This window comes from Bradyrhizobium sp. UFLA05-109, from assembly GCF_054185165.1.
Genome location: NZ_JBBIAR010000029.1, coordinates 57074 through 79206 on the forward strand (window position 1 = coordinate 57074; position 22133 = coordinate 79206).

Here is a 22133-nt window from a genome sequence, read left to right on the forward strand (position 1 = left end):
TGAAGTTCCTTGCGTCGCACGGCAGACCTTGCCATTACAGCACGGGAATAGCGAGGCAATCGCGCATCTGATGGCACCGTTCACACTCGCGCATCTGTCCGACCCGCATCTAGCGCCGCTGCCGCGGCCCAGGCTGATCGAGCTTGCTGGCAAGCGTGCGCTCGGCTACGCAAACTGGGCGCGCAACCGCCACAAATACCAGCGCCGCGAGGTGCTCGACGCGCTGGTCACGGACATGAAAGCGCAAGGCCCCGACCACATCGCGGTGACCGGAGACCTCGTCAACCTGGCGCTGAAGGCGGAGTTCGCGCCAGCGCTGGCCTGGCTCGAAGGCGTCGGTCCGCCGGATCGCGTCACCACGATCCCAGGCAATCACGACGCCTATGTCAGTGCGACACGCCAGCTTTTTGGCGAAACCTTCCTGGACTACATTGCCGGCGACGAGCCTGCGGCAAGCTTCTTTCCCGCCGTGCGCCGGCGCGGACCGGCGGCGCTGATCAGCCTGTCGACGGCGGTGCCGACAGCGCCCTTGATGGCGACGGGCACGCTCGGCCGCGACCAGCTCGCAGCGCTCGCAGAGGTGCTGGCGCGGCTTTCGCACGAGGACGTGTTTCGCATTCTCCTGGTTCATCATCCACTCAGGTCGAAGTCGCGCCACAAGCGGCTGACCGATTCGGATGCGTTGCTCGCGCTGATCAGGCAGCACGGCGTCGAGCTGATCCTGCACGGCCACGACCACGTGCATTCGACGATGTGGTTCGAAGGCCCCAACGGCAACGTGCCCGCGGTCGGCGTGCCGTCGGCCTCGGCGCTGGCGCATGGGCGCTACCCGGCGGCGGCGTATAATCTGTTTGCCATCGAAAAGGACAACGCCGGCTGGCGCTGCGAGCAGACCGTGCGCAGCCTGGATCATGGATTGCAGGTTCGGCAGATCAAGCACGTGCGGCTGGTATGATGGACACTGTCATTCCGGGGCGTGCGAAGCACGAGCCCGGAATGACGATGGGAAGGATTCGCGCGCGCCTTCACCAACTTTGCAGGCTCGCGTACAGCGCGACGCCGAACAGGGCCGCGGCGCCGAGGATGAAGCCGAAAACGAACGGCCAGATGCGTGAGCGAGGCGGCTTCTCCGGCTCCGCCGCCTTGGGGTCGGGCGGCACCACCATCGCGCGCTCACGCTCGATCATGCGGCGGGCGACGTAGTCCGTCACCGCATCGACGATGTCAGCCGTGTCGTGCGACTCGGCGAGCACGATCCGGCCGAAGCGGGTATCCTGGACGAAGCGGTACATCCGCTTGTCGCGTCCCATCATGATCTGGGCGACGACGTCGATCCACAGCCGCGGCGTATCGCCCTGGCTGATGCCGCGGTCGAACAGGTCGATCTGCTCCGGGACCTGCGAGAACAGGGGATCGAGCGCGTCGTTGAGGATCTCCAGACGCGCAACCTCGGCGTCGCGCAGGTCGACCACGACGCCGGTCCGGTCGGCGGCCTCGATCCGCGCCCGGAGCAGCGCATCGCGCAGCCGCACGGTGCGCGGTTGAGGGACATTGGTCCCGGCGATCTCGGGCTCAGACATGGTTCGGCTCCTGGACGAGGTCCGTTAACCTATCAGCAACCATGATCGCCGCAAAGGCCGTACAATTCCAGACACTTACGAGCCCGGAGCAGAGTTTTCCCTGTCCCAAAAACAGACGATCCCACCCGGGGTAGAGCCCGGATGGGACCGTCCGTCCTTGGACGTCTTCTTCTATTGGGCCGGCAGCAACGCCTTTAGGCTGCCGGAGCGCGGTGCGGCTCTTCGACGATGGAGAAACGAACGCCGGCCTTGTGGCGGTTCTCTTCCGACACTTCGCGCCAGCAGTCCTCGGCCTCCTTGCGGGACTTGAAGGGGCCTTTGACCTGGGCCGAGCCTTCCACGAGCTTGTGGAAGTTCATCGAGCCGAACTCGCCGCCGATCACCCAGAAATTGCTGCCTTTGGTCATTGTCAGTCTCCTCAATTCCACCGTTAGCCGAACTGGTTCATCGTGTTGTGGGCGCCACCCGCCTTCAGGGCAGCCTCGCCGGCGAAGTACTCCTTGTGATCGTCGCCGATGTCGGAGCCCGCCATGTTCTGATGCTTCACGCAGGCGATACCCTGGCGGATTTCGGCGCGCTGGACGTTCTTCACATAGCCGAGCATGCCCTGCTCGCCGAAGTACTCGCGTGCGAGATTGTCGGTCGAGAGCGCCGCCGTGTGATAGGTCGGCAACGTGATCAGGTGGTGGAAGATGCCGGCGCGCTTGGCCGAATCCGCCTGGAAGGTGCGGATCCGCTCGTCGGCTTCCTTCGCCAGCGGCGTGTCGTCGTACTCCGCCTTCATCAGCTCCGCACGGTTGTACTTGCTGACGTCCTTGCCGGCTTCCTTCATCGCGTCATAGACCTGCCAACGGAAGTTGAGCGTCCAGTTGAACGACGGCGAGTTGTTGTAGGCCAGCTTCGCGTTCGGAACCACCTTGCGGATCCGGTCCACCATGCTGGCGATCTGCTCGATATGCGGCTTCTCGGTCTCGATCCACAACAGGTCGGCACCGTTCTGCAGCGAGGTGATGCAGTCGAGCACGCAGCGATCTGCACCGGTGCCGGGACGGAACTGGTAGAGATTGCTGGGCAGCCGCTTCGGACGCATCATCTTGCCGTTCTGGTTGATGATGACGTCGCCGTTGCGGGCGTTCGCCGCCGTCACTTCCTCGCAATCCAGGAAGCTGTTGTACTGGTCGCCGATGTCGCCGGGCTTGTGGCTGACGGCGATCTGCTGCGTCAGGCCGGCGCCGAGCGAGTCGGTGCGGGTCACGATGATGCCGTCTTCGACGCCGAGCTCGAGGAAGGCGTGGCGGCAGGCGCGAATCTTCGCCAGGAAGACTTCGTGCGGCACGGTGACCTTGCCGTCCTGGTGACCGCACTGCTTCTCGTCCGAGACCTGGTTCTCGATCTGGAGCGCGCAGGCGCCCGCTTCGATCATCTTCTTGGCAAGCAGATAGGTCGCCTCGGCATTGCCGAAGCCGGCGTCGATGTCGGCGATGACGGGCACGACGTGGGTCTGGAAGTTGTCAATCTTCGCGATCAGCTCCTTCTCCCTGGTCTTGTCGCCTTCCTTGCGAGCCTTGTCGAGGCTGCGGAAGATGTCGTTGAGCTCGCGGGAGTCGGCCTGACGCAGGAAGGTGTAGAGCTCCTCGATCAGGGCGGGCACCGAGGTCTTCTCGTGCATCGACTGGTCCGGCAGCGGCCCGAACTCGGAGCGCAGCGCCGCGATCATCCAGCCGGAGAGATAGAGATAGCGACGATCGGTGTTGCCGAAGTGCTTCTTGACCGAGATCAGCTTCTGCTGGGCGATGAAGCCATGCCAGCAGCCAAGCGACTGGGTGTACTTGGTGCTGTCAGCATCATAGGCCGCCATGTCGGCGCGCATCAGCGCCGCAGTGTAGCGGGCGACGTCCAGGCCGGTCCTGAAGCGGTTCTGCAGGCGCATGCGCGCCACGGCTTCGGCGGTCACGCCGTTCCAGGTCTCCTTGGTCTTGAGGAGCGCTTCGGCCGCCTCAATCTCGCTCTGATAGGAAGCCGGTCCCTGGATCGCCCGGTCGCTGATCTCACGCGGTTGGAAATTCATAGTCGTGATCCCTTCGGTGGCGACAAATCTGCAGCGGTTGATTTATCGACATTCTTGACAGTGCATTGCGAAATGCGTGGCAAGAGCTAAACGCGAAAAAGGAAACTTCGTATAGATGCCTTGTTTTTTATTGGTGATGTCATGTAACATAAGAACATGTAACAGATGTTATTTTGTAAAAATTGTAAAAGTCATAGGTCAAGGAACCTGTCCTTAACCGCTGCGGAGACCTGCAATGCCCGCCGATGCCGGGAAAAAGCTCTTTGTCGGCCCGCGCTTCCGGCGGATCCGGCAGCAATTGGGACTGTCACAGACTCAGATCGCCGAGGGGCTCGGGATCTCGCCGAGCTACATCAACCTGATCGAGCGCAACCAGCGCCCGGTGACCGCCCAGATCCTGCTACGGCTGGCCGAGACCTACGACCTCGACCTGCGCGACCTCGCGACAGCCGACGAGGACCGCTTCTTCGCCGAGCTGAACGAGATCTTTTCCGATCCGCTGTTCCGCCAGATCGACGTTCCCAAGCAGGAGCTGCGCGACCTCGCCGAGCTCTGCCCGGGCGTTACCCATGCGCTGCAACGGCTCTACGCCGCCTATACCGAGGCGCGCCAGGGCGAGACGCTGGCCGCGGCGCAGATGGCCGATCGCGACGTCGGCACGCGCTTTGAGGCCAATCCGGTCGAGCGCGTGCGCGAGCTGATCGAGGCCAACCGCAATTATTTCCCTGAGCTCGAGCAGGCCGCCGAAGCCCTGCGCGACGAATTGAACGTCCCGGCCGAAGGGCTTTACGCCGCCCTCGTGACGCGCTTGCGCGAAAAGCATTCGGTTCAGACCCGCATCATGCCGGTCGACGTGATGCGCGAGACCTTGCGGCGCTTCGACCGCCATCGTCGCCAGCTCCTGATCTCCGAGCTCGTCGATCCGCCCGGCCGCGCATTCCAGCTCGCCTTCCAGCTTGGGCTCGGCGAATGCGCCCAGCATCTCGAAACCATCATCGGCCGCGCCGGGCCGCTGGACGATGCGCCGCGGCGCCTGTTCCGCATCACGCTCGGCAATTATTTCGCCGCCGCCGTGATGATGCCCTACCAGCCGTTCCTGGCGGCGGCCGATGCGCTGAACTACGACATCCACGTGCTGGCGCAGCGCTTCAATTCCGGCTTCGAGCAGGTCTGCCATCGCCTGACGACGTTGCAGCGGCCGAACGCGCGCGGCATTCCGTTCTTCCTCTTGCGTGTCGACAATGCCGGCAACGTCTCCAAGCGCTTTTCCTCCGGCACCTTCCCGTTCTCGAAGTTCGGCGGCACGTGCCCCCTGTGGAACGTGCATTCGACCTTCGACACGCCGGACCGGCTGCTGAAGCAGGTCATCGAGCTGCCGGACGGCACGCGCTACTTCTCGATCGCGCAGATGGTGCGCCGGCCCGTTGCACCCCACCCTCTGCCGCAGCCGCGCTTCGCGATTGGCCTGGGCTGCGAGATCCGCCACGCCTCGCGGCTCGTTTACGCCGCCGGCATGGATCTCGAGAAGGCCGAGGGCACGCCGATCGGGGTCAACTGCCGCCTCTGCGAGCGCGAAAACTGCGCCCAGCGCGCCGAGCCGCCGATCACGCGCACGCTGATCCTGGACGAGACGACGCGGCGGGTCAGTTCGTTCGCGTTTAGCAACGCGCGAGAATTGTGAGGGCGGCGCCATACGCACCGCCGTCATGGCCGGGCTTGTCCCGGCCATCCACGCGCAGCGGCGGATGAGGAGAGACGTGGATGCCCGGGACAAGCCCGGGCATGACGACGGAGGATGTGGCGCGGGCGAACCGCCCAACTCCTACGCCAGCGTATGCACGATCACCGGGCCTGCGGCGGCACTGGCATGGCCCGCGAGCAGCGGGCCCAGGTCCTTTTCGATCCAGGCGATCGCGCGCCGGTTCGCCTCCTCGGCCTGCTCGAACTTGTCGAAGATGGAGATCGCGGTCACCGTGTCGTCGCCGGCATAGACCACGTAATAGGCGCGGAAGCCGTCGACATCGCTGATGATCGGAACGGCGCCTTCCTTGATCCGGCGCGCCAGCTCCTCCGCGCTCCCGCTTTTCGCCTTGGCCTGACGGATGGCGGCATACATGGAATCCTCCTTCCGGCTCGCTGATGCAGGGCCTGGTGCCCTACGGCGATGTTACGCCGAAGCGTGGGGCCGATCTACACCTTGGTTAACCCGGGACTAACCCGATCGGCGCGGTCTGCAACGAAAGATTAAGTACGCCTCAACATCGGCGCCTTAGTCTCACCCCAATCACTTTTCGCAAACAACGATGGCCTATTCTGGCGCGTGAAGTGACATCAGGGGGTTCATCATGCGCATCGCGTTGCTGCTGACCGCGACCATTGTCGGCGCGCTCTTCGCCAATCCGTCCAATGCCGGGCCGCTCGAGGCTGCGTCCGCGGACGCAGCGCAGGCGTTGCCACCCAACTTCCAGAGCTACCGCGGTTACATGTTCGACTTGTCGGAGAACTCCGACCGCAAGGACGTCGACAAGCTCACCGACAATCTGAAGCGCCAGATCGACGTCGTCGAAGGTGTCGGCCTCTCCCCGCGCGTGCTGCGCTTCTTCCACACCGTCCCGATCATCGCGAGCGAACTGGCCTGCCTCGACGAAGGCGCCGCAACTGCGTGTTACGGCCGGGTCACCCCGAACGTGGAGCGCCACGTCCCGCGCACGCTGACGGTTTGGGACCATGACAAGCAGCGATGGACCAATCCAAATGCCGTCGACCTCGCAGTCGATTCGGGACTTGGCGTGATCATGCTGCGGCCCGACATGATGCGCTACGAGAAGGAGGCCGTGCTGCTCCACGAGCTATTGCACGCCTATCACGCGCGGCTGCTGCCGGACGGCTACGCCAACAAGGGCGTGATCAGCTATTACGCCTATGCCAAGTCCAAGGATCTGCTGCCCAAGGAAGCCTATGCGATGAAGAATCACATGGAATTCTTTGCCGTGACCGCCAGCATCTTCCTGGCCGGAAAGAGCGATTTCCAGGATCCCAAAACTCGCGAAGCGCTCAAGGAGAAGATGCCCGACTACTACAAATATCTGGTCGGCGTCTTCGGCTTCGACCCCGACCCGCAGGCTGCTTCAAGCGGACCGGTTGCCTCGCTGAAGTGAGGCAGAAATAGCGCTCCTGCGCCAAACCACGCCAAGGCCGCGCGATGAGCGCGGCCTTTTTTGTTTTGTAAACCGGAAGATGCGGATGGCGCACAGCCGGGAATTGCCAAGGCGGGGCCCGATCTGCATAGTCCCGCGCATCAATTTGGTGACTGTTTCGAAGAGGATAGAAGAACATGGCGGACGCCGACCTGGATGTTGTGATCCGGCAACTGGCCAGACAACTGCATTCGAGCCTGATGGGCCGCGCCAAGGAGCGGCGGGATCGCTTCAACGCCCTCGCGGCCAAGGCCAAGGGCAAGGATGCCCGCGAGCGCTACAAGCTGATCGCGAAGAACACCATGGAGCAGGCCACAACTGCCGCCAAGCGCCTCCAGATGTCCGCCGACAACGTCGCCGACAGCTATGCAAGGTCGATGCGCCTCGCAGCCAGCGCCGCCGCAGCGCAGATGGCCGAGACGAAGCAGGCGGCGGAGAAGAAGCCGGCGAAGGAGAAGCCGGCCGCCAAGACCAAGCCCACGAAGAAGAAAAAGAAAGCATAAGGCGCGCAACGCTGCCTCCACTTCTCTCCTGCAAGGGAAAGGGAGCGCCGTCGATGCGGCACAAGGATCTCACCGCAGCGGGGCGGAGATGTTGGTCGGCCTTGGTTCGCCCAGCTCGCCGAGCTTGGCGCGGGCAAGCTGATGGGCGGCGCCGTCTGGACGCTCCGGCAGCGCGAGGACGGCTTCGAAATCGGCCCGGGCTTCCTCCGCTCGCCCGCTCGCAAGCAACGCAAGGCCGCGATTGACGCGCGCGTCCGCATCGTGGGGCGCGAGGCGGATGGCGGTGCTGTAGCTCAAAATGGCGCGCTGGAGATCGCCCCTGGCCGCAAGCACGACCCCCCGCTCGGAATAGGACGCGGCGAGCCTCGGATCGAGCGCGATCGCCTGGTCGTAGTCGGCAATTGCGAGGTCGAACTCGCCGTTCTGCCGGTGAGCCTGGCCGCGGTCGCGGAAGGCGGCGGCACGGTTCGGATTGAGATGAATGGCCTGGTCGAAATCCGCGATCGCCCGTTTGGCGTCACCGTGCCGCAGCGCGATGCGGCCGCGCCCCTCATAGGCGAATGCGATCAGCGAGCCGCGGAACGGGCTGAAGCCGATCACGGCCGAGCAGACGTCGGGCTCGTTGGCATCGCCGCAATTGACGACGGTGTGCAACGACAATCCAACGAGAATGCCCGACACGATCAACAATGGCGCAGTTAATCTGGTCATCGCCGGCCGTCGCCGGCACAGGCCGGCCACGCATCCCCTTTCAGACGCTTGAGGTCTGACCGGATTAGCACCGGCGGGGACGATCTTGTGTGCGCCAGCTCACAAAGCCGGCCACAATCCCGGCTGCGCCGGCCTTCAGGTCGCCCAGTCGGACGCCCAGGACAGCGCTCTCGTCAGCCACATTGCCAGCAGACAGCACCAGCCGATTGCGGCAAGCGCGAAGGACGTCAGAAGGAGCGCGCCTTCCGCATTGACCAGAAAGCTCTCGTGCGACGCTGTCCCGTCCCGCACGGCCCGGTTCACGTGCAACATGTGCACCTCCGGCAATTCTGTTTAAACAATTCTCAAACTCGCCAAGCCGTCGGTCCGGCCTGCGACTCGCCGAAAAAGGCGACTCGCACTTGTGTGAATCAATGCGAGACGAAGCGCAAGAGTCCTTTTGGACAACTATAGGCGCAAATCGCATCCTGACGCTGACGCGAATGGCGTGAACACTGCGACGTTGCCCCAGAAATTTCCGTTTCAATTGCGAAGCCGCAAGTACGTTTCCTGCGGCTTCTGCACGTCTCATCCCCACGGTCCGCGCGAGGACGAGCGGCCCCATGGACTTTGCGGCGGGTAGTTTTCGTTGGCACCGAGCGACGGGGCCCCGTTCGCGCCGAGCTCGGCCGCGAGCTGCTGCAGCGCGTCGATGCGGTTCTGCGTCGAGGGATGGGTTGCGAAGAGACTGTCGACGCCGTGCCCCGACAGCGGGTTGATGATGAACATGTGCGCCGTCGCGGGATTGCGCTCCGCGTCGAAGTTAGGCACCTGATGCGCGGCATTCTCGATCTTGACCAGCGCGGATGCGAGCCACATCGGCTGGCCGACGATGCGTCCGCCGAGGTCGTCGGCGGCATATTCCCGGGTGCGGCTGATCGCCATCTGGACCAGCATTGCAGCGAGCGGCGCCAGGATCATCATCAGGATCGAGCCGACGATGCCGGGACCGGAATTGCTGTTGCGATGGCCGCCGAAGAACATGCCGAATTGCGCCAGCATCGAGATCGCGCCGGCAATCGTCGCGGTGATGGTCATGAGCAACGTGTCGTGGTTTTTGACGTGCGCAAGCTCATGCGCGATCACGCCGGCGAGCTCCTCGCGGCTGAGCTGATGCATCAAGCCGGCGGTGACGGCAACCGCGGCATTCTGCGGATTGCGACCCGTGGCGAACGCGTTGGGCTGGGCCTCGTCCATCACGAACACGCGGGGCATCGGTAGCCCGGCACGGCCCGCAAGCTCGGCGACGAGGCCGACCAGTTCCGGCGCGCTGGCGCGGTCGACCTCATGGGCGCCGTACATCGAGAGCACCATGCGGTCGGAGTTCCAGTAGGCAAAGAGATTGGTGGCCGCCGCAACCACCAGCGCGATCATAGCACCTGCGGCACCGCCGATGAGATAGCCGACGCCCATGAACAGGGCGGTGAGGCCTGCGAGGAGAATTGCCGTGCGAAGATAGTTCATGGCCGCCTCCGTGAGCCGGCCGTGGGCAAGCCTTCAGCCGGCGCAATCAAAGTATGGCGACGCGGTCGCGCCGCAAGATCACCCGCCGCGTCGGAGAGCCGCGGCGGGTGCGGGCGAGGGCAAATTCGGCACTCGTAAACCTTACGGCGCATTTGCACCAAGCCCCACGCCGAAGTTTACCCGTTGGAAAGGCAGCCGCCGCTTAATCGAGGGCAACCGGGCACCCCAGGCCTGCCTGGGCATTACTCGGTTCCATTGCCTCCAGTCAGCAAGGTGACTGCCCATGATGGACCGATCTCGAGCGATTTCCGCCGGCAATACATCTCCGTCCCCCGCGCGCGAGGCAGAAAGTGCCCCCGAAGCCAGAAGCTCGGATGCCAGGGCCTTGCAGCACGCGCTGCAGGAACGCCTGTTTGCCGACGAGGAACATCTGCAGGAACCTGCAGCGCGGATGGAGGCCGCGGAACCGGCGTCGCGCTGGCCTTATTTGTGGCGGGGCTTGAAGATCGCAGCAGGCCTTGCCGTGATTGCCGTGTTCGGCTGGCTACCACTGCGCGCCATGCTGCAAAATTCCAGCGTCGAAGCCGTGCTGAACTCCCGCCTCGTCACGCTGCGTGCGCCGATCGGTGGGCGTATCGTCGCAGCCTCCGATCCCATCAAGGATCGGGCACGGCTTGATGCCGGCGCGCTCGTGCTGCGGGTGATCAACCCGCGCAGCGATCGAACGCGACTGGATGACCTCCGGCGGCAGAAATCGCGGCTGGAAAACGAGCGGCCATCTCTCGCGGCCAAGCTGGCGACGGCACAGGCGGCACAGCAGGACCTCGCGCGGCAGGCCGAGCAGTTCAAGAATGGACGCGTCCTGCAGCTCGAGGCACGCATCGCAGAGATCCAGACCTCGATCGAGGCCGCAGCGGCGCGACGCGAGGAAGCGAGCGCAGCGGTGGATCGCGCCTCATCGCTGTCGAAATCCGGCAACATCTCCACCGTCGAGCTCGCGCGGCTGACGCGCGAGCTTTCGGTGGCGCAGCAGACCGAGCTCGGTGCGCGCAAGCGGCTGGACGCGGCCAAGGTCGAGCTGACCGCGGCGCAAAGCGGCTCGTTCCTCGGCGACAGCTATAACGACCGGCCAAGCTCGGTCCAGCGCGAAGAGGAGATGCGCCAGCGCGCCAAGGACCTGGAAGCCGATCTGATGCGTATCGACACAGAGATCGCCTGGGTTGCGAACGAGATCATCACGGAGGAGATCCGCTTCACCGACCTCTCAGAGGCCAACATCAAGACGCCGGTCGCAGGCCGCGTCTGGGAGATGATGACCTCGCCGGGCGAGGATGTGCAGGCGGGCCAGCCGCTGCTCAAGGTGCTCGATTGCAGCGGCGCCGTCATCACCGCCAACGTCACCGAGAGCGTCTATAACCGGCTGTTGCTCGGCGACCACGCCACCTTCGAGCCGAGTGACGGCGGCGAGCCGATCTCCGGCACCGTCGTCAATCTGACCGGCTCGGCCGGTGCGCCCGCCAATCTCGCCATCAATCCCGACGCGCTGAACAAGGAGCCCTATCGCGTGACGGTGGCCCCGGCCGATACCGCCGCCCACGACTGCACGGTCGGCCGAACCGGGCGCGTCGTATTTGCCAGGCGCGAGACCACGCCATGATGGCGGCACTGGCGCCAGGCTTTCTCGCGCTTGGCGCCTTCATGGCGATGGTGCCGCTTCTCCGGCGTGACAACACGCTGGCCCGCTCGCTCTTGACCGGCGTGTCGTTCGTCCTCCTACTGCGCTACTTCTACTGGCGCGTCACCCAGACGCTGCCTCCACCGGGACTGACGGTGGATTTTTTCTTCGGCTTTCCCTTCATGCTGGCGGAAGCGGCTTCGATGGTCGCGGTTGCATTGTCGCTCTTGTTCCTCAGCCGCACCACCACACGCACCACCGAGGTCGACAGTCGCGCAACCGATCCGAAGGCGCCGCTGATCGACGTCTTCATCTGCACCTACAACGAGGAGCGATCGATCCTCGAGCGCACGATCATCGGCGCCACCGGAATGGAGTACGGCAATTACCGCGTCTGGGTGCTCGATGACGGTCGCCGGCTGTGGCTGCGGCACCTCGCGAGCGAACTTGGCTGCCACTATCTCACGCGCTCCGACAACCGACATGCCAAGGCGGGCAACATCAACCACGCGCTCAAGTATGTCGGCGGACTGCCGGAACGGCCGGACTTCGTCGCCGTCCTCGATGCGGACTTCGTGCCGCGTCCGGATTTTCTCGCGCGGACCATCAGCTTGATGGACGATGCATCCGTCGGCGTGGTGCAGACGCCGCAGCATTTCATCAATCCCGATCCGATCCAGACCAACCTCGCCGCGTCGGACGTGTGGCCCGACGAGCAGCGCTTCTTCTTCGACATCCTGATGCCGGCCAAGGATGCCTGGGGCGTCGCGTTCTGCTGCGGGACCTCGTCCCTGATCCGCTATTCCGGGCTGATGCAGATCGGCGGCTTCCCGACGGACTCGGTGACGGAGGATTATCTCGTGACCCTGCGCCTGAAGGAGCGCGGCCTCAAGACCGTCTATCTCAATGAGCGGCTGACGATCGGGCTCGCGCCGGAGGGGCTCAAGGAATACATCACCCAGCGCGGCCGCTGGTGTCTCGGTTTCATGCAGATCGCGCGCGGCCGCAGCAGTCCGCTGTCGCGGACATCGAAGCTGGGGCTCATCGACCGGCTCTCGCTGGTCGACGCTTTCATGAGCTGGACGACAGTCTACTTCGCCAAGATGTTCGGGCTGGTCGTGCCCTGGCTGTTCCTGCTGTTCGGCATCAAGGCGGTGCAGGCGGACCTCGCCGAGCTCTTGCACTTCTTCCTGCCGTTCTATGTCTGGCACGGACTGACGATGGCGTGGCTGTCGCACGGCCGTTCGCTTGCCATGATGACGGACGTGTCACAGCTCGTCGCGGCGCCCGCTGTGCTGAAGGCCGTCACCACCGGCCTGCTGAGACCCAAGGGGCACAAGTTCAAGGTCACGGCCAAAGGCGGCGACCGCGACAAGAAATTCGTCGAATGGCCGCTACTGCGGCTCTACGGCACCGCGCTTCTGATCACGCTCGCGGCGATCGCCTATGCCTTCATCCTGCACCTGCGCGGCGAGAGCATTGCCTATGGCGGGCTGGCGCTGGCCTGGAGCCTCTACAACGCGTTCATCCTCACCGTCGTCTGCTTCGTCTGCATCGAGCAGCCGCGCAAGCGCAAGGCCGAACGCTTCGTCCGCAACGAGGCCATCCTGGTGCGCCAGGTCGGCAAGTCGCACCTCGCCCGCCTTGCCGATATCTCGATCACCGGCGCTCGGCTGATCGATCCCGACCCACCTGCGATCGGCAGCGCGATCGAATGCCAGATCTATGGCCGTTCCATCGCGGCTACCGTGGTGCGGCGGACCACCAACGGCTTTGCCGTGCGGTTCGAAGAGGGCATGGACACGCGCGTGCACGCAGTCCGGGCGTTCTATGCCGGCGAATATGTGCGCGCCTACCGCGGCATCAGGGCGCTGCCAGTCGGGAAAGCCCTGATGTTGCGGTTGTTCAGCTAGCTCTCGTCGCGCCGGCAGCGGGCCGCAGCGACGCAGCCGATTGTCCTCACATCTGGATTCTCGTCGCTTCCGATTGAACCGATACCAGCGACGCGCCGTCCGACAACGGCATGGGTTGCTCAGTGAAGGTCGCGTCCGGCCGCCAATCCATGACGCTGGGAGCCGTACATGGCAGAGCTCGATTCGCTATATCTCCGGGTGCGGCTTTCGAAACAGGCGTACCAACGCTATCTCGACAGCATCAGCTGTGATGCGCGCGACTTCTCCGACTGGATGGACTGGATCAGCCACGCCGAAATGTATGGTCCGGGGATCGCGCCGGAAGACATCGTCGAGATCGGCGAGGATACCGACAAGGTGCCGGTGGCCGAAAAGATCGAGTCCCGGATCGCTGCCGAGGCCGGCGACGAGTTGTCGATTGGTCGTTCGGTCTATGACGAAGCAACCGAGACCTGGCGCCTGGGCCTGATGCAGTTCGCACACAACTATCGGGATTTCCTCGCGTGGTTGCCGCTGCTGCGCGCGATCGATCGTTTCAAGGACCGGCCGGGCACCGACGTCCTGCTCGTCTATGATTTCCTCTTCAATCCTGGATACTACACGGTGCTGTTCGAGATCAGCGAAGGGGCGAGCCGGATCGCGGGATCGCCCGGACAGGAGGTGTCGTTCCCGACGGCATATGCCGAGGAGGCGGACGCGTTCCTGAAGGCGATGATTCCGGAAGGGGATTAGCGTTGGGCTGAGCGTCCTCGGGGATAGCTTGCGACGTGCAATTCGCCTAGAATTCGGAGGATTCCACGCAGCCCTGCCCTCTTCCGGAACCCCATGCTCCAGACCCGACTCGTGATCGCGGCCGCCTCGCTGCTCGCACTCTCTGCCACCGCATCCGCCCAGTTGCTGCCGCCGCCCGGAAAGCCGCAGGCCGCGCCGAGGTCGACCGCGCCGCGTGCGGCCTCGTGCCACAATGGCGCGAGCTTCGACCGATTTCTCACTGAGGTGAAGCAACAGGCGATCGCCGCCGGCGTGTCGCAACGCGCGATTGCGGAAGCCTCGCCCTACCTCGTCTACGACCAGGGCATCGTCAACCGCGACCGCGGCCAGCGCGTGTTCGGCCAGCTCTTCACCGAATTCGCCGGGCGAATGGCCGCGACCTATCGCATGCAGAACGGCCAGCAGCACATCAGGCAATACGCGGCGGCGTTCGCGCGCGCCGAGAAGGAATACGGCGTGCCGCCGGCGGTGATTGCCGCGTTCTGGGGACTGGAGAGCGATTTCGGCGCCAACATGGGCAATCTGCCGACGCTGAAATCGCTGGTGTCGCTGGCCTATGACTGCCGCCGCTCGGAGATGTTCGTTGGCGAGACCATCGCGGCACTGAAGGTGATCGACCGCGGCGATCTCAGCCCTGGCGAGATGATCGGCTCTTGGGCCGGCGAGCTCGGGCAGACGCAGTTTCTGCCGACGCATTACGTCAACTACGCCGTCGACTATGATGGCGACGGCCGGCGCGATCTGCTCCGCAGCGGACCGGACGTGATCGGCTCGACCGCGAACTACATCGCCAACGGGTTGAAGTGGCGGCGCGGCGAGCCGTGGCTGGAAGAGATCAAGGTGCCGGCAAATTTGCCCTGGGAGCAGACCGACCTCTCGGTGCAGCAGCCGCGCGCGAAATGGGCGCAGCTGGGCGTGACCTATCCCGACGGCCGGCCGCTGCCGAACGACAATCTCGCCGCCTCCGTGCTGCTGCCGATGGGGCGGACGGGGCCGGCCTTCATGGCCTATCCGAATTTCGCGGCCTACACCGAGTGGAATAATTCGCTGATCTATTCCACCACAGCCGGGTACCTCGCCTCACGCATCGCGGGCGCGGCTCCCATGCGCAGGCCGGCGCAGCCGGTGGCGCAACTGCCGTTCAACGAGCTGAAGGAATTGCAGCAGCTTCTGGTGCGCGCTGGCTTCAACGTCGGCAAAGTTGATGGCGTGCTGGGCCAGCAGAGCCGCAGTGCGGTGAAGGCGATGCAGATCAAGTATGGCCTGCCCGCAGACTCCTGGCCGACGGCGGAACTGCTCGCACGCATGCGCGGCGGCACTGCGCAGGCGCAACCGGCTGGCGTGGTGCGGTAGAATTTTCATTCCGCAGACGCCACCTCGGCGATTGTATTTTCCTTTGATGCTCCCATGTCTTGGGATCAGGATACCTCCTGACATCCCAACGAGAAAAGAGCATCACATGTCCTTTTATGACGCCGTCGTCCCTGCCTATCTGCAGATGCTGAACAGCCTCACCGGCCTGCTCGCCAAGGCGGAGGCCCATTGCGCGGCCAAGAAGATCGAGCCCAGCGTGCTGATCGGATCGCGGCTCTTCCCGGACATGCTGCCGTTCGGCAAGCAGATCCAGCTCGTCAGCGACTTCGCGGCCAAGGGCTGCGCACGGCTCACGCACACCGAGGTGCCGTCGATGCCGGATACCGAGACGACGTTCGCGGAATTGAAACAGCGGCTGGCGAAGACAATCGACTTCGTGAAGGCGTTCAAGCCGGAGCAGTTCGACGGCGCCGATGTCAGGGAGGTCACATTCCCGGCCGGCCCCGACCGGACCGTGACGCTCGAGGGGCAGCAATTTTTCAGCTCGGTCTCGCTACCGAACTTCTATTTCCATGCCGCGACCGCACACGGGATTTTGCGTCACAACGGTGTCGAGATCGGCAAGCGCGATTTCCTCGGCATGAACTGAGATTTGTGATCCATTTTTTCCGCGGCACGGAGATCAACTCCGCTGCCGCGGACGAAATTGAAGAAAAACTGACCTCTTTCAGCACCCTCACCGGCTCTTCGCGCAGCTCGCCTGCGCTTTCGGAATGACTGCGCCCTTGCGCGGCGTGTGGCGATGCACAACTCTTCGTCTACCCGTCACTGCTGGAAAACCTCCCATGAGCCGTCCGACCAAATTGTTTGAGCCCTATAAGCTTGGCCCGATCTCGCTGGCCAACCGCTTCGTGATGGCGCCCCTGACGCGCAATCGCGCAGCGCCCGGAACTTTCGTGCCGAGCCCGCTTGCGGCCGACTATTACGGTCAGCGCGCCTCCGCCGGGCTCCTGGTCACCGAAGCAAGCCAGATCTCCCAGCAGGGCCAGGGCTATCAGGACACGCCCGGCATCTACTCGAAAGACCAGGTCGCCGGCTGGCGCAAGGTCACCGATCGCGTGCATGAGCGCGGCGGACGCATCTTCATCCAGCTCTGGCATGTCGGGCGCATCTCGCACACCGCGCTGCAGGCGAATGGCGGCGCGCCGGTCGCCCCGTCCGCGATCCGCGCAAAGGGCAAGACCTTCGTCAACGGCACCTTCGCCGACGTCTCCGAGCCGCGCGCGCTCGAGCTGGCGGAAATTCCTGATATCATCGACGATTTCAAGCGCGCCACGAAGAATGCGCTGGAAGCCGGCTTCGACGGCGTCGAGATCCACGGTGCCAACGGCTATCTGCTCGATCAATTTGCGAAAGACGGCGCCAACAAGCGCACCGATGCCTACGGCGGCTCGATCGAGAACCGCGCGAAGCTGATGCTGGAGGTCTCGAAAGCCGTCGCCGCCGAGGCGGGCGCAGAGCGCACCGGTATCCGCATCTCGCCGGTGACGCCGGCGAACGACATCACCGATTCGAATCCGCAAGCGCTGTTCAACCATATCGTCGACGGGCTCAATGCCCTCAAGCTCGTCTATCTGCATGTCGTCGAAGGCGCGACCGGTGGCCCGCGCGATTTCGCGCCGTTCGACTATGCGGACCTGCGCAAGCGCTTCTCCGGCGCCTACATCGCCAACAACGGCTACGATTTCGAGCTGGCGACGAAGGTACTCGATGCCGGCGCGGCCGACCTCATCGCGTTCGGCAAGCCGTTCATCTCCAACCCCGACCTGGTCGAGCGGTTGAAGAAGGGCGCAGTCCTCAACGAGTGGGACAAGAACACCTTCTACGGCGGCGGCGCCAAGGGCTACACGGATTATCCGAGGCTGGAGGCGGCCGACGCGGCGGAGTAGTTTCCTTCTCCTGTGTCGTCGTCATGCCCCGCGAAGGCGGAGCATCCAGTAGCCACCAGCAGCGAAATTCAACTGATAGGCCGCGGCGTACTGGATCGTCCGCTTTCGCGGACGATGACGGCGGAGAAAAGTGGGGAGCGCAGTGCGCAACAGAAAAGGCCGGGATCGCTTCCGGCCTTTGTCTTATCGAAGCGTCGCCCGTAACTCCGCGACGCGCTCCGCACCCAGAAACGCCATCGCCGTATCCATCTCGCCGACGACCATGCGCAAGACCGCTTCCGCACCAGCCTCGCCACCGGCGGCGAGGCCCCAGAGCGGCAGGCGGCCGAGCAGGACCGCCTCGGCGCCGAGCGCGAGATATTTCAGCACGTCCGTGCCGCGACGGACGCCGCTGTCGGCGAGCACCGTCAGCCGTCCCTTCACGGCATCCGCGATGGCCGCAATGCATTCCGCCGGTGCAGGCAGGCAATCGAGATTGCGTCCGCCATGCGCGGAAACCACGATGGCGTCACAGCCGAGCTCGGCCGCGGTCTCCGCATCCTTGACGGCCAGAACGCCCTTGATGATCAGCTTGCCTGGCCAGATCTGGCGCAGCCATCGCACGTCGTCCCAGTTGAGGCGATGGTCGAGGCGCACGGCCTCCGCGATGCTCGGCCGGGTGATCGCCGTGCGGAACTCGTCCGGATAGTGTCCATAGGTCGGCATGCCTTCGCTCAGGACGTAGCGCGCGAGAACGCTGACGAGCCAGCGCGGATGCAATGCGACGTCGATCGTGCTGCGCAGGCTGGGTACGAACGGAATGCCGAAGCCGTTGCGCTTGTTGTACTCGCGGTTGGGTGAAACCGGCGTATCGACCGTGACGACCAGAGTCTCGCAGCTGCAGGCGCGGACGCGTTCCAGAAGCGTTGCCGCCAGCGCCCGATCGCGCCAGACATAGAGCTGAAACCACAGCGTCGCGTCGGGTGCGCCGCGCCGGATGGTTTCGACCGTCGTCACCGACTGCGTCGAGATGCAGACGGGAATGCCTATGCGCGAGGCCGCGCGCGCCAGTTTGGTCTCACCATCATGCGCAACGAGACCGGCGAGCGCGGTCGGCGCCACGACGAGGGGTACTGCGAGGCGCTGTCCCAGGACCGTCGTGTCGAACGATCGCCCATCGTGCCCGGTCAGCACCGATGGCGTCAGCGTGATCTCATCGAGCGAGGCGCGCAGGCGCCTCAACGCGACCTCATCCTCCGTGCCGCGATCGATATAGTCGAACAGGCCGCGCGGCAGGAATTTTTGCGCACGGCTGCGGTAGTCGTCGGTATTCAGCAGCATCCGCATCAGGCGGCGTAGCGGTTGAATTTCGACTTCGAGATCGAGGTCGCGGCGACATGGACATGCTGCACGAGTTCGGCCTCGGCGCGCTCCTTGGTCCATCGCGTGGTCGGTACCGAGATGTTGACCGCGGCGACCGCGCGGCCATGCTCGTCGATGATCGGCGCCGCGACGGAAATGTCACCCATGACGCTTTGGTTGATCTGGATCGAATAGCCGCGCGTGGTGGCGACGCGCACCTGCTCCAGAAGCTGGTCTGGGTCCGTAATCGTGTACGGCGTCAGCGGCTCGAGTTGCGTACGCTTCAACAAATCCTGCCGCATCTCATCGGGAAGAGCCGACAGGATGGCTATGCCGGACGCCGTGAAGTAGGCCGGCAATCGGCTTCCGATCACGAAATCGATATGGATGAGGTGCCGGCCAGGAAAGCGTGCCACGAACACGACCTCGTGGCCGTCGAGCTCGTGCAGGTTGCAGGTCTCGCCGAGATTACGGCTCATGTCGAGCAGATAAGGCGAGGCCTTGTCGATGAGTTCGTTGGCCTTGAGATAGCTGTGAGAGAACTGCAGCACCTTCGAGGTCAGGCCATAATTGCGCGTGCCCTCGATGCGCTTGAGATAGCCGAGCGTCTCCAGCGTGTAGACCAGGCGCTGGGTGGCGCTACGGTCGAGATTGGCCGCGCGCGCAATATCGGCCAGCGTCATGAAGCGTCGTGGCCCGTCGAAGACGTGAAGGACCTGAAAGGCCTTCTCGGTCGAGCCGACGAACAGCGACGAGCGCGCCGGCTCGGCGCTCTTCCCGGTACTCTTCCCAGCGCTCCCGGCCTTGCGCACCCTCTTCGTGCCGCCCTCGCCACTACGCGTCATCTGCCATCCCTTGCCTCACGCAATCCCTTCCGAGATCGCCAATTGCTTGCCGAACTCGGCGCGGAAGGCCGAGACCAGCGCCGGCGCCGGCTGTACCAGCGGCGCCAGCATCCGCGGCGCGTCAACGCCGACCATGTCCATCACCGCCTTCATCGGCCCCGGATTGGTCTCGGCAAACGCCATGTTCATGAACGGGATCAGACGGCGGTGCAGGCTCAGTGCCTCCGCCGTCCGACCAGCAATCGCCATCTCGTAAATCTGTCGCCAGGCGCGCGGCAACAGGCAGGCGGTGACGATGATGCCGCCCGTCGCGCCGGCCGCCAGATGCAGCGGGAACAGGCTGTCCTCGCCGCTGAGCACTGCAAAGCTGTCGTCGACGCCGGCCACGACCTGAAGGAAATGATACATGTCGAGATTGCAGGCCTTCATGCCGATGATGTTGGGATGCTTCGAGAGCTCATGCAAAATCCTGGGCTCGATCGCGATCCGGGTGCGGTAGGGAATCTCGTAGATCAGGACGGGCACCGGCGAGGCATCGGCATAGCGCAGGAAATAGTCGCGAACTCCGGTCTGAGTCGGATTGGTATAATATGGCGTAAGTACCAGGAGGCCGTCCACGCCCTCGGCTGCGAATTCCTTGCCGGCCTGGAGAGCGTCGTGGAAACCGGTGTCGAGGACTCCGGCGATCACCGGCCCCCTGCCCGCCATGGCCTTCACCGACAGGCCGGCCATCCGGATGCGCTCGGCGCGCGACAGCGCGCCATATTCGCCGGTACCGCCGAGCGGCACTACGCCGTCGATGCCCTGCTTGAGCAGCCAGGCAAACAGCGCCGAGACCGCTTGGTCGTCAATCGTGTCGTCGGCCTTCACCGGGGTCGGAATGGCGGGGAGCAGGCCACGAAGGCGATTGGCAGTGAGCATGACGAGAACCTCTGGTTAGAACGCGGGATGACTACCTTGCGGCAGCGCGCCGACGCAGGCGTTCGGCGACGAAGATCAAGAGCCCCATGAACATGAACAGGCAGGTGGAGACGGCGGCGATTACGGGCGAGACCTGAAGCGTTACCTCGTCCCAGAACTGCTTTGGCAGCGTGGCGTTGAGCCCGCCGGTCGCGAACAGCGCGATGGTGAGCTCGTCGAACGAGGTCGCGAAGGCGAACAGGAACGAGGAGAACATGCCCGCGCCGAGAATCGGAAAGGTGATGTAGCGCAGCGTCGAGAAGGGCCGCGCGCCAAGGCTTTGCGCGGCATGGTCGAGCCGCGTGTCGTAGTTGCGCAGCACGGCCATCATGGTCATGACGACGTAGGGCACCGCGACGACGGTATGTCCGAGAATGAGACCAAAGGCGCTGCCGACGAGGCCCATGCTCGCGAACACGTAGAACATGCCGACCGCGATGATCATGCGCGGCACGACGATCGGCGACAGGATGAAGGCGAGCCAGGCGGCCTTGCCGGGGATATTGCTCCTCACCAGCAGAAACGCCGCCGGCGTTCCGATCAGCATGGCGAGCCCACCCGTCCCCAGGCCGACCAGCAGCGAGCGCAGGAACGCCTGCGTCCACACCGGCGAATGCAGCACGGTCTCATACCAATGCAGCGTAAATCCCTGCGGCGGCCAGTTGAGGCCGCCGGTGCCGAACGACAGCGGGATCATCAGGAGCGTCGGCGCACTGATGATGATGAGCATGGTCCAGACGAACGCCTGCAAACCGAGGCCCGCTCGGTCCGGATTGCGGTCGCGACGGCGCGACGGCAGCGCGAGAATGATGCGATCGGAGATCACACCGAGCAGCGTCAGCACGGTGTCGCCGATCCTCTGGACAGGCGCGGCGAGGCGCGAGGGCGCCGCGCTGCGCGGCGCGGCCGCGCCCGTCATCGTCGACAGGCCGAGCAGCCGGTCGTAGACCGCAAAGACGATGAGCACGACGATCAGGAGAAGCACGGAGATCGCGCCGGCAAATCCCCAGTTCAGCGTCTGCTGGACCTGGTCGATGATCAATTGGGTGATCATGGTCTCGCGGCGTCCGCCGAGCAGCGCCGGCACGATAAAGAAGCCGATCGCTGTGACGAACACCATGATGCCGGCCGCGGCGACGCCGGGCAGCGAGAGCGGAAAATAGATCTTCCAGAACGCCATGCCCGGCCGCGCTCCGAGGGTTGCCGCCGCGCGCGGCAGGTTGCGGTCGATGTTCTCCATCACCGAGAGCATGGTCAGCACGGCAAGCGGCAGCAACGCGTTCACCATGCCGACGAGGACGCTGCCGAAATTATAGAGCAGGCTCGCCGGGCTCGAGATGATGCCGAGCGACAGCAGGAGCTTGTTGATGACGCCGTTGCGCCCGAGCAGCACGATCCAGGCGAAGGCGCGCACCAGGAAGCTCGTCCAGAACGACAGCAGCACCCAGAACAGCAGCGTCGCCTTCCGATCCTTGCCGACGACGGAAATCAGATAGGCGATCGGATAGCCGGTAACGACGCACACCAGCGTCGTCACCAGCGAGATCTTCAGCGTGATGAGGAGGACATCGATATAGACGGATGAGGCGAGGAGCTGGCGGTACGGCGCAAGCGTGAATCCGCTGTCGTTGTAGATGCTGAGCAGCAGCAACTGGCCGACGGGGTAGACCAGGAAGAAGACGAGCAGCAGGACGAGCGGGCCCCCCATCGCAACCCAGGTCCAGGCCTGCGACCGGGCACGCGCGCGCGTCGTGGTCCGGAGCTGGCCCGGCTCGATCGCGGGCGCTTTGGCCAATGCCATGG

Annotated in this window: 21 protein-coding genes; 10 read left to right on the forward strand and 11 right to left on the reverse strand. The window is 64.4% G+C overall.

Going from position 1 to position 22133, the window contains the following annotated elements:
* Positions 1-70: 70 nt before the first annotated feature.
* Positions 71-955, forward strand: coding sequence for a metallophosphoesterase family protein (locus Q3C01_RS21900; protein ID WP_458147429.1), 885 nt, complete (start codon positions 71-73; stop codon positions 953-955).
* 70 nt (positions 956-1025) lie between these two features.
* Here the strand turns inward: Q3C01_RS21900 and Q3C01_RS21905 are convergent, their stop codons facing one another.
* The 3 genes from Q3C01_RS21905 to Q3C01_RS21915 form a co-directional block, all read right to left on the reverse strand.
* Positions 1026-1580 (reverse strand): hypothetical protein, encoded by a 555-nt coding sequence (locus Q3C01_RS21905; protein WP_458147376.1) that lies wholly within the window; start codon positions 1578-1580, stop codon positions 1026-1028.
* A gap of 194 nt (positions 1581-1774) precedes the next feature.
* Positions 1775-1987, reverse strand: coding sequence for a DUF4170 domain-containing protein (locus tag Q3C01_RS21910; RefSeq protein WP_283037129.1), 213 nt, complete (start codon positions 1985-1987; stop codon positions 1775-1777).
* Positions 1988-2010: 23 nt separating this feature from the next.
* A complete protein-coding gene (locus tag Q3C01_RS21915) occupies positions 2011-3648 on the reverse strand; it encodes an isocitrate lyase (RefSeq protein ID WP_458147377.1) in 1638 nt (545 codons plus the stop codon).
* A gap of 235 nt (positions 3649-3883) precedes the next feature.
* On the opposite strand from Q3C01_RS21915, the gene Q3C01_RS21920 reads away from it, so the two are divergent.
* Positions 3884-5329 (forward strand): helix-turn-helix domain-containing protein, encoded by a 1446-nt coding sequence (locus tag Q3C01_RS21920; protein ID WP_458147378.1) that lies wholly within the window; start codon positions 3884-3886, stop codon positions 5327-5329.
* A gap of 141 nt (positions 5330-5470) precedes the next feature.
* Here Q3C01_RS21920 and Q3C01_RS21925 read toward each other — a convergent pair whose 3' ends face one another.
* Entirely contained in the window at positions 5471-5764 is a 294-nt protein-coding gene (locus tag Q3C01_RS21925) for an antibiotic biosynthesis monooxygenase (RefSeq protein WP_027522803.1), read from the reverse strand.
* 229 nt (positions 5765-5993) lie between these two features.
* On the opposite strand from Q3C01_RS21925, the gene Q3C01_RS21930 reads away from it, so the two are divergent.
* Complete coding sequence (locus Q3C01_RS21930) at positions 5994-6806, forward strand: hypothetical protein (RefSeq protein ID WP_458147379.1); 813 nt, start codon at positions 5994-5996, stop codon at positions 6804-6806.
* A 176-nt stretch (positions 6807-6982) separates the two neighbouring features.
* Positions 6983-7348, forward strand: coding sequence for a hypothetical protein (locus Q3C01_RS21935; protein WP_458147380.1), 366 nt, complete (start codon positions 6983-6985; stop codon positions 7346-7348).
* A gap of 69 nt (positions 7349-7417) precedes the next feature.
* Here Q3C01_RS21935 and Q3C01_RS21940 read toward each other — a convergent pair whose 3' ends face one another.
* The 3 genes from Q3C01_RS21940 to htpX form a co-directional block, all read right to left on the reverse strand.
* Positions 7418-8059, reverse strand: a complete 642-nt coding sequence (locus Q3C01_RS21940) for a tetratricopeptide repeat protein (protein ID WP_458147381.1) — start codon at positions 8057-8059, stop codon at positions 7418-7420.
* 135 nt (positions 8060-8194) lie between these two features.
* Positions 8195-8371: a hypothetical protein gene (locus Q3C01_RS21945; RefSeq protein WP_458147382.1), complete on the reverse strand. Its 177-nt coding sequence runs from the start codon at positions 8369-8371 to the stop codon at positions 8195-8197.
* A gap of 255 nt (positions 8372-8626) precedes the next feature.
* Entirely contained in the window at positions 8627-9562 is a 936-nt protein-coding gene (gene htpX / locus Q3C01_RS21950) for a zinc metalloprotease HtpX (RefSeq protein ID WP_458147383.1), read from the reverse strand.
* A 385-nt stretch (positions 9563-9947) separates the two neighbouring features.
* Here htpX and Q3C01_RS21955 point away from each other — a divergent pair, with 385 nt between their 5' ends.
* The 6 genes from Q3C01_RS21955 (at position 9948) to Q3C01_RS21980 (ending at position 17184) form a co-directional block, all read left to right on the forward strand.
* Complete coding sequence (locus tag Q3C01_RS21955) at positions 9948-11219, forward strand: HlyD family secretion protein (RefSeq protein WP_458147384.1); 1272 nt, start codon at positions 9948-9950, stop codon at positions 11217-11219.
* Complete coding sequence (locus tag Q3C01_RS21960) at positions 11216-13150, forward strand: glycosyltransferase (RefSeq protein ID WP_458147385.1); 1935 nt, start codon at positions 11216-11218, stop codon at positions 13148-13150. The genes Q3C01_RS21955 and Q3C01_RS21960 overlap by 4 nt, the downstream gene beginning before the upstream one ends.
* Before the next feature lie 168 nt (positions 13151-13318).
* Entirely contained in the window at positions 13319-13882 is a 564-nt protein-coding gene (locus Q3C01_RS21965) for a hypothetical protein (RefSeq protein ID WP_458147386.1), read from the forward strand.
* Positions 13883-13975: 93 nt separating this feature from the next.
* Positions 13976-15274, forward strand: a complete 1299-nt coding sequence (locus tag Q3C01_RS21970) for a lytic murein transglycosylase (protein WP_458147387.1) — start codon at positions 13976-13978, stop codon at positions 15272-15274.
* 106 nt (positions 15275-15380) lie between these two features.
* Positions 15381-15884 (forward strand): DUF1993 domain-containing protein, encoded by a 504-nt coding sequence (locus Q3C01_RS21975; RefSeq protein WP_458147388.1) that lies wholly within the window; start codon positions 15381-15383, stop codon positions 15882-15884.
* 196 nt (positions 15885-16080) lie between these two features.
* Positions 16081-17184 carry an alkene reductase gene (locus Q3C01_RS21980; RefSeq protein WP_458147389.1) on the forward strand — a complete coding sequence of 368 codons (1104 nt, stop codon included), beginning with the start codon at positions 16081-16083 and terminating at the stop codon, positions 17182-17184.
* A 183-nt stretch (positions 17185-17367) separates the two neighbouring features.
* Here Q3C01_RS21980 and Q3C01_RS21985 read toward each other — a convergent pair whose 3' ends face one another.
* From Q3C01_RS21985 to Q3C01_RS22000, 4 genes are read right to left on the reverse strand one after another with little or no spacing between them, the layout of a single operon-like run.
* On the reverse strand, positions 17368-18510 hold the full coding sequence (locus Q3C01_RS21985; protein WP_458147390.1) for an alpha-hydroxy acid oxidase: 1143 nt from the start codon (positions 18508-18510) through the stop codon (positions 17368-17370).
* Positions 18510-19370, reverse strand: a complete 861-nt coding sequence (locus Q3C01_RS21990) for an IclR family transcriptional regulator (RefSeq protein WP_458147391.1) — start codon at positions 19368-19370, stop codon at positions 18510-18512. Before Q3C01_RS21990 ends, Q3C01_RS21985 begins: the two co-directional genes overlap by 1 nt.
* Positions 19371-19385: 15 nt before the next feature.
* Positions 19386-20291: a 4-hydroxy-tetrahydrodipicolinate synthase gene (gene dapA / locus Q3C01_RS21995; RefSeq protein WP_458147392.1), complete on the reverse strand. Its 906-nt coding sequence runs from the start codon at positions 20289-20291 to the stop codon at positions 19386-19388.
* 31 nt (positions 20292-20322) lie between these two features.
* Positions 20323-22131: an ABC transporter permease subunit gene (locus Q3C01_RS22000; RefSeq protein ID WP_458147393.1), complete on the reverse strand. Its 1809-nt coding sequence runs from the start codon at positions 22129-22131 to the stop codon at positions 20323-20325.
* Positions 22132-22133: the final 2 nt, after the last annotated feature.

Excerpts from the sequence above, each read along its gene's own strand:
- Q3C01_RS21910 (WP_283037129.1), bottom strand. The coding sequence starts at position 1,987 with ATGACCAAAGGCAGCAATTTCTGGGTGATCGGCGGCGAGTTCGGCTCG.
- Q3C01_RS21985 (WP_458147390.1), bottom strand. The coding sequence starts at position 18,510 with ATGCGGATGCTGCTGAATACCGACGACTACCGCAGCCGTGCGCAAAAA.
- Q3C01_RS21965 (WP_458147386.1), top strand. The coding sequence starts at position 13,319 with ATGGCAGAGCTCGATTCGCTATATCTCCGGGTGCGGCTTTCGAAACAG.
- dapA (WP_458147392.1), bottom strand. The coding sequence starts at position 20,291 with ATGCTCACTGCCAATCGCCTTCGTGGCCTGCTCCCCGCCATTCCGACC.
- Q3C01_RS21975 (WP_458147388.1), top strand. The coding sequence starts at position 15,381 with ATGTCCTTTTATGACGCCGTCGTCCCTGCCTATCTGCAGATGCTGAAC.
- Q3C01_RS21935 (WP_458147380.1), top strand. The coding sequence starts at position 6,983 with ATGGCGGACGCCGACCTGGATGTTGTGATCCGGCAACTGGCCAGACAA.
- Q3C01_RS21970 (WP_458147387.1), top strand. The coding sequence starts at position 13,976 with ATGCTCCAGACCCGACTCGTGATCGCGGCCGCCTCGCTGCTCGCACTC.
- Q3C01_RS21980 (WP_458147389.1), top strand. The coding sequence starts at position 16,081 with ATGAGCCGTCCGACCAAATTGTTTGAGCCCTATAAGCTTGGCCCGATC.
- Q3C01_RS21945 (WP_458147382.1), bottom strand. The coding sequence starts at position 8,371 with ATGTTGCACGTGAACCGGGCCGTGCGGGACGGGACAGCGTCGCACGAG.
- Q3C01_RS21905 (WP_458147376.1), bottom strand. The coding sequence starts at position 1,580 with ATGTCTGAGCCCGAGATCGCCGGGACCAATGTCCCTCAACCGCGCACC.
- Q3C01_RS21940 (WP_458147381.1), bottom strand. The coding sequence starts at position 8,059 with ATGACCAGATTAACTGCGCCATTGTTGATCGTGTCGGGCATTCTCGTT.
- Q3C01_RS21930 (WP_458147379.1), top strand. The coding sequence starts at position 5,994 with ATGCGCATCGCGTTGCTGCTGACCGCGACCATTGTCGGCGCGCTCTTC.
- Q3C01_RS21990 (WP_458147391.1), bottom strand. The coding sequence starts at position 19,370 with ATGACGCGTAGTGGCGAGGGCGGCACGAAGAGGGTGCGCAAGGCCGGG.
- htpX (WP_458147383.1), bottom strand. The coding sequence starts at position 9,562 with ATGAACTATCTTCGCACGGCAATTCTCCTCGCAGGCCTCACCGCCCTG.
- Q3C01_RS21960 (WP_458147385.1), top strand. The coding sequence starts at position 11,216 with ATGATGGCGGCACTGGCGCCAGGCTTTCTCGCGCTTGGCGCCTTCATG.
- Q3C01_RS22000 (WP_458147393.1), bottom strand. The coding sequence starts at position 22,131 with ATGGCATTGGCCAAAGCGCCCGCGATCGAGCCGGGCCAGCTCCGGACC.
- Q3C01_RS21920 (WP_458147378.1), top strand. The coding sequence starts at position 3,884 with ATGCCCGCCGATGCCGGGAAAAAGCTCTTTGTCGGCCCGCGCTTCCGG.
- Q3C01_RS21900 (WP_458147429.1), top strand. The coding sequence starts at position 71 with ATGGCACCGTTCACACTCGCGCATCTGTCCGACCCGCATCTAGCGCCG.
- Q3C01_RS21925 (WP_027522803.1), bottom strand. The coding sequence starts at position 5,764 with ATGTATGCCGCCATCCGTCAGGCCAAGGCGAAAAGCGGGAGCGCGGAG.
- Q3C01_RS21915 (WP_458147377.1), bottom strand. The coding sequence starts at position 3,648 with ATGAATTTCCAACCGCGTGAGATCAGCGACCGGGCGATCCAGGGACCG.